General features: G+C 33.3%; 7 protein-coding genes. All 7 read right to left on the bottom strand.

The genetic code is table 11. From position 1 onward, the window contains the following. Positions 1 to 87 precede the first annotated feature (87 nt). Positions 88 to 1,083 carry a tryptophan--tRNA ligase gene (trpS, locus tag A9G48_RS09980; RefSeq protein ID WP_034944046.1) on the bottom strand — a complete coding sequence of 332 codons (996 nt, stop codon included), beginning with the start codon at positions 1,081 to 1,083 and terminating at the stop codon, positions 88 to 90. Positions 1,084 to 1,102: 19 nt separating this feature from the next. Next, positions 1,103 to 1,801, bottom strand: a complete 699-nt coding sequence (locus A9G48_RS09985) for a phosphoglycolate phosphatase (protein ID WP_034944043.1) — start codon at positions 1,799 to 1,801, stop codon at positions 1,103 to 1,105. 1 nt (position 1,802) lies between these two features. Next, positions 1,803 to 2,471: a ribulose-phosphate 3-epimerase gene (rpe, locus tag A9G48_RS09990; protein ID WP_034944040.1), complete on the bottom strand. Its 669-nt coding sequence runs from the start codon at positions 2,469 to 2,471 to the stop codon at positions 1,803 to 1,805. Between the two features lie 49 nt (positions 2,472 to 2,520). After that, positions 2,521 to 3,342 (bottom strand): Dam family site-specific DNA-(adenine-N6)-methyltransferase, encoded by an 822-nt coding sequence (locus A9G48_RS09995; protein ID WP_034944036.1) that lies wholly within the window; start codon positions 3,340 to 3,342, stop codon positions 2,521 to 2,523. Between the two features lie 46 nt (positions 3,343 to 3,388). Beyond that, positions 3,389 to 4,243 (bottom strand): SPOR domain-containing protein, encoded by an 855-nt coding sequence (locus A9G48_RS10000; protein WP_034944033.1) that lies wholly within the window; start codon positions 4,241 to 4,243, stop codon positions 3,389 to 3,391. Positions 4,244 to 4,325: 82 nt separating this feature from the next. Continuing rightward, complete coding sequence (gene aroK / locus A9G48_RS10005) at positions 4,326 to 4,847, bottom strand: shikimate kinase AroK (protein WP_034944028.1); 522 nt, start codon at positions 4,845 to 4,847, stop codon at positions 4,326 to 4,328. Positions 4,848 to 5,035: 188 nt separating this feature from the next. Next, positions 5,036 to 5,998 carry an arabinose-5-phosphate isomerase GutQ gene (gutQ, locus tag A9G48_RS10010; RefSeq protein WP_034944025.1) on the bottom strand — a complete coding sequence of 321 codons (963 nt, stop codon included), beginning with the start codon at positions 5,996 to 5,998 and terminating at the stop codon, positions 5,036 to 5,038. Between the last annotated feature and the right edge of the window lie 167 nt (positions 5,999 to 6,165).

Consider the following 6,165-nt stretch of genomic DNA (forward strand, 5'->3'; position numbering starts at 1 on the left):
TGTAATAGCTAAGATTTTTAATATAGTATATTAAAACCAATCAATACTGTTTAATGTTATTATCAATGACCATTTTTTGATTGCTAACTATACAAAGCCTATTGCATCATAGACTTTTTTCAAAGTAGGCTCGGCTTTTGAACGAGCTTTTTGGGCTCCTTCTTGCATAATTGAAAGTAGATAATTTTCATCATCACGATATTGGTGATATTTGGTCTGTAAAGTGGTTAACATATCAATGATTTGGGTTGCTACTTCGGTTTTAAGATGACCATACATTTTACCTTCAAACTCTTTTTCAAGCTCGGTAATTGGTTTACCTGTAATACCTGTTAATATATCGAGCAGGTTTGATACGCCAGCTTTATTTTTTAAATCGTAGCGCACTGTTGGTGGTTCATCAGAATCGGTCATTGCACGTTTAATTTTTTTCTCAATGTCTTTTGGGTTTTCAAGTAATCCAATTACATTATTACGGTTTTCATCTGATTTGGACATTTTTTTTGTTGGCTCTTGTAATGACATAACTCTTGCACCAACTTTAGCAATAAATGGTTTAGGAATAGTAAAAATATCGCCATAAAGAGCATTAAAACGTATTGCAATATCGCGAGTTAATTCAAGATGCTGCTTTTGATCATCCCCTACTGGCACTAAATCGGCTTGGTATAATAAGATATCAGCCGCCATAAGAACCGGATAATCAAATAGGCCTGCATTAATGTTTTCCGAATGACGTGACGATTTATCTTTAAATTGTGTCATGCGGCTGAGCTCGCCAAAATAGGTGTAACAATTTAAAACCCACCCTAACTCAGTATGCGCAGGGATATGGGATTGTACGAAAATAGTACTCTTTTGTGGATCAATACCACAAGCTAAATAGAGTGCTAACGTATCAAGTGTGGCTTTACGTAATTTTTGTGGATCTTGGCGTACTGTTATCGCATGTTGGTTGACGATACAATAAACGCAATCATATTCATTTTGCAATGCCACCCAATTTTTTAGAGCACCTAAGTAGTTACCAAGTGTTAACTCGCCTGAAGGTTGTGCACCACTAAATACAATTGGTTTACTCATAATTTATTCCTAATATGTGTTAATTATATTTTTCGTCAGCTTTAGGCTGAGGTAATATCGTTAATATATCTTTAAAATCATCAAATAAAAAGTCTGGTTCACTTGTAGCAATCGAAATACCATAATTATATCCATAACTTAATGCCACTGTTGGGCAATTGGCATTTTTAGCTGCTGTGATATCATTTTTAGAGTCACCCACAAAAAGTAGTTGATTGTTAAATAATCCAAATGTTGCCATAACTTGATATAATGGAGCAGGATGTGGTTTTAATTTTATTACATCTCCACCACCAAGCACTAGCGAGAAATACTCTTTAATTCCTAAAGAAGTGAGTAGATCAGGTAAAAATTTTGCTGGTTTATTAGTGACCAATGCCAATGGATATTGGCTAGTATAAAGTGTTTTTAAGGTTTCCTTGACGTTAGGAAATAATTTCGTTCCAACATCAATAACCTGATCATAATGACAGTTAAAAATATCTCTAGCTTGTATAAAGAGGGCTTCTGATGGATCGACTTCGATAGCTTTAAAAACACGTTTTAACATGATATCAATACCGTTACCAACCCAATTTTTAATTTGTTCATTAGTAACTGTTGGTAATTGTAAATCAACTAACATGTTTTGTGTTGCAAGAGCAAGGCCAGGAACACTATCAACAAGTGTACCATCTAAATCAAATGCTATTGCTTGAATATTGTCTAATTTATGCATATTACACTCCTGCTAATTCTTTTCGCATTGCATCGATGACCGTTTTATAATTGGGTTGGTTAAATATAGCTGAACCTACTACAAACATATCTGCACCAGCTTTAGCTATTTGGGCTATATTGTCAACTTTTATTCCACCATCGACTGCTAAACGAATGTTCCTATCTGATTCAAGTATACGTTGTTTTGCTTGTTGTAATTTTTTTAAAGTTGAAGAAATAAATGATTGTCCACCAAAACCAGGATTAACGCTCATTAATAAAATAATATCTACTTTATCAATTGAATAATCTAAATAATCAAGCGGCGTGGTAGGATTAAACACAATACCAGCGTGACAGCCATGATCTTTAATTAATTGCAATGAACGGTCTAGATGAATTGTAGATTCTGGATGGATTGATATATTTGTAGCTCCGGCTTTAGCAAAAGATACGATCAACTCTTCAACAGGAGATGCCATTAAGTGAACATCAATAGGGGCTTTTATGCCATAATCTCGCAATGCTTTACAAAACATTGAGCCCATAGTGAGATTAGGCACAAAATGATTGTCCATGACATCAAAATGTACAACATCTGCACCTGCATCTAATACTTTTTGAGTATCTTCACCAAGACGAGCAAAATCAGCTGATAGAATTGATGGTGCAATAATAAATTCGTTCATAACAATCCCTCTATTGATAAAATCTTATTATTATTATACTAAAGCTAAGCTAAGATTTTTTGTATAATGCTAAAATTTCATCAATTTTTTTTCTGCCTTCGCCGGCACAACTAATTGAACGTCGCATTTCTGCTCGATAAAGATGACGAGCTTTGCTATATAAAGTTCTTGTATAATTTGTATCATGATTTGATACAAGTACAGGAATATCTTTTTTATAAGCTATCTTTTCGGCTAATTTTGATAATTTTTTATGTTCATCATATCCAAAACTATTTGAATAATATGCTGTAAATCCAACCGATTCGTTTGGTGATAGATAAGGTGGATCACAATATATCACAGAATTCCGTTGCGCTTTTTTCATCACATCTTGATAAGGAGCACAAATGAATATGGCATTTTGCGCTTTTTGCGCGAAAAAATTTAGCTCTTTCTCTGGGAAATAGATTGTTTTGTATCGACCAAATGGTACGTTAAATAAACCACTATTATTATATCGACACAACCCGTTATAGCAGTGACGATTTAAATATACAAATAGTAGAGAACGTAAATATTGATCTTTGCTATGATTAAAAACATTGCGCAGCTGATAAAATGCCTCAGGTTGATTATTCTGAGGGTCAAATAACGATTTTAGATCGCAGATAAACTGATCTGGTTTAGTTTTTAATAAATTAAATAATTCAATTAAATCATGATTAATATCAGCCAAAATATAGCTTTTGTAGTTTGTGTTTAAGAAGACAGAACCTGCCCCAACAAAAGGTTCAATGAGTTGATCACCGTTTGGTAGATACTGCCTAATAGTGTCTACAAGCTCATATTTTCCTCCAGCCCATTTTAAAAAGGCTCGTTGTTTTTTCAACGGATACTCCTATTTTGATATTGGTAGGATAAATGAACTATATCCTTTACTTTACTGCCTTTTCTTTATTAATCGCTGCACTAGATTTAACCCATGGGTTATTTTTTTGTAGTGCATTCGGCAAAGATTTTATCGCTCTGTTTGCTTCATCATATGATGAATAATTGCCTTCAATTAATACAAACCATGTGCTGTTGTTATGTTTTGTTTTATAAATTTGATAGTTACTTATATTGTTTTGTATGGCAAATTTCTTTAAATTTTCAGCAGATGAAGATGCGCTAAGTTGAATCGCATAATAGTTGTCCTCCAAATTACTATTTTTATCTAATTTAGTATTTTCCCCTTTATGACTAGATTCTTCTGTAAGAGGATAATTATTTGATATTATTTGTGAACTAAATTTATTATTCAAACTACTAACGCCATTATTTTCATCTGCTACTAATGAATCCATATTTGATTTTATGTTTCGATTATCAATATCTTTTCCTTTATTGGTAATGTTTTTTATATTTTTAGGCTGCTCTTGCTTACCTGATGTTTGATTTAATGTTGTTTCAGTTTGAGAGTTAGTCTGACTCTTTGAACTTATAGCTTGGGAATTATTAGTGGCAATAGATTCCCTTTTAGTTAAGGAGGATGACGTATTGTTGTCGCTATCAAAATTTGTTGATGGCAAATCATTGATAACCGATGGTGTTAATTCCGTTCGCTTACTTTGTTTTGAATAGCTATATATCATCAAGATGAGCGATATAAAAATCATTATCACAGCAAAACCAAGAATGATCAGTTTTCTCTTTGGAAAATCTTGAAATAAACTTGGTAATTTAAATGAAGTTGTAGAGTTCTTATTCGCTTTTTCTGATACATAACGATCATTTTTATCTACACGCATATTCACTCCTTAACTTACTAACAACCATATTACTACTTATGAGAGCTGCCCGTTTATCATTATATTATTGTAAACAAATTTTTTAAATTTGTTCTATTTTATCAATAATATAACCTGCAACACCTTTAGCACTTTGCTCATCAGTTTTAATTGTAATGTCTGCAATCTCTTCGTAAAGCGGTTCTCGTTCATCTGCGAGCTCTTCATAAAGCTCACGGGGTGTATTGGCACCCTGTAGTAATGGGCGTCGTTTATCTTTTTGTGTTCTTGCCATTTGTTTTTCAATGGTTGTTTCTAAATAAACTACGATCCCACGAGCTGATAATCGGTTTCTAGTCTCTTTAGATAAGACTGATCCCCCGCCAGTTGCGAGCACTACGCCTTGTTTTTCTGTTAATTCATTAATAATTTTTTCTTCTCTGGCGCGGAATCCATCTTCACCTTCTAAGTCAAAAATCCAGGCAATATCAGCTCCAGTACGTTTTTCGATCTCTTGATCTGAGTCAAAAAATTCCATGCCTAACTGTTGTGCAATTTGTCGGCCTATTGTGCTTTTTCCTGCCCCCATTGGGCCAATTAGAAAGATATTTCGCTTTTCTGCCATTGTAGTTTCATCATCTATTAATTTTGGTTAAATATACAACACAATATTATTTTGTTATGATTCGAAAAATCATGCACAAAATAAATTGTGTAACTTTTTCTTGGATCTCCGTCTTATACGACAAAAATTTAGGTTGGTAATTATCTCAATAGATAGCCCCTTTTTGCAATAGGTATTTATCAATAGTTTTAGCTTATTCCCGCTTGGTGTAAATCATGAATACTTAAAGCACCAACTAATTCATCTTTGGCATTGACAACTGGCGCAGCAGTAATATTGTGATAATTAAATGATTTTAACGCTTCTGTCGCTTTCCAATTTTCTGGAATTCTGTAACCTGGAGTGGTCATTACAGATAAGATGCTATCATGTAATGTACCGTTTTTTAGTAATAATCTACGTAAATCGCCATCAGTAAATACACCAATAATTTTATTATCATCTTGACATATGGTTACTAAACCTACTCCTGTTCGGCTTAATTCTAACATAGCATCAAGAACTGTGGAAGACTTTGAAATTTTGGGGATTAAGTCACCTTTTCGCATAACATCTTTTACTTGATTGAGTAATTTTACCCCTAAATTGCCACCAGGATGCGAACGTGCGAAATCTTCTTCTTTGAAACCTCTAGCTCGCATTACTGTAATAACAAGAGCATCTCCCATTAGTAAAGTGTTAGTTGAACTTGAAGTGGGAGCAAGGCCCATTGGGCAGGCTTCTTTTTCAATTGAAATATCAAGCACTGCTTGTGCTGATTTAGCTAGTGGTGAGTTTAATCCTCCTGTTATGGCAATAACAGGAACATTTATTGAAGCGAGTATTGGTAAAATGAAATTAAATTCTTTGGCACGACCAGAATAAGAAATTAAGATAGCAACATCATTTTCAGAAACCATACCTAAATCACCATGTAGAGCCTCTGTAGGATGCATAAAAAAAGCAGGACTACCTGTACTTGCTAATGAAGCTGCAATTTTTTTACCTATATGTCCAGATTTTCCAATGCCTGATACAACCACTTTTCCTTTAGTTGCCAAAATAAGTTGGCAAGCTTTAATAAAATCTTCTCCCAGACGATCGGGTAGTTTTTGAGCTTCGTTTAATTCTAGTTCAAGAAGCTCTCGACCATATCTTAGTAATTCATCCATTTCGATTAACCTATGGAAATTATTTAAACAGTAACTATTTTACTTATGAATAGTAATTAACTTATAAATAGATATTAATATAATGTGTTACAGTTTAGCAATTAACCTTTTAATATTCAAAAATAAAGTATCCTATATTTTTAATATATAAATATTTAAATAACAAT

It is taken from the genome of Gilliamella sp. wkB18 (assembly GCF_001690875.1).
GTDB lineage: Bacteria > Pseudomonadota > Gammaproteobacteria > Enterobacterales > Orbaceae > Gilliamella > Gilliamella apicola_A.